The sequence below is a fragment of the Nocardioides malaquae genome, from assembly GCF_015070385.1.
GTDB classification, from domain to species: Bacteria; Actinomycetota; Actinomycetes; order Propionibacteriales; family Nocardioidaceae; genus Nocardioides; species Nocardioides malaquae.
On the sequence record NZ_JADCSA010000565.1, the window covers coordinates 1 to 262 of the forward strand.

The following is a 262-nucleotide window of genomic DNA, read 5'->3' on the forward strand; positions in this document are numbered from 1 at the left end:
GGTAATAAGAATTCACCGGCAGACATGAAGGCCTTTAATAAGACATTGGCTGAACCTTGCCGCCCACCCATTTCAATAAACGTCGTGTAGGTTCCCGCATCCAACGCGGAGTTCGCAATACCGGCCAAAATCGCCAAACCGTATGCCAGCTGAATATTAGTGACCAATGCCATCCCCACAAAGAACGTGAAGTAGCAAGCCATGCCAAGATTGACGAAGACTTTACGGCCAAAACGATCTGATAAATTTCCCAGAATAAAGT

At 46.6% G+C, this 262-nt stretch carries 1 protein-coding gene; it reads right to left on the bottom strand.

All coding sequences use genetic code 11. The features are described from left to right. A partial coding sequence (locus tag IEQ44_RS18670) for an MFS transporter (RefSeq protein ID WP_227487664.1) occupies positions 1 to 262 on the bottom strand: 262 nt, incomplete at both ends.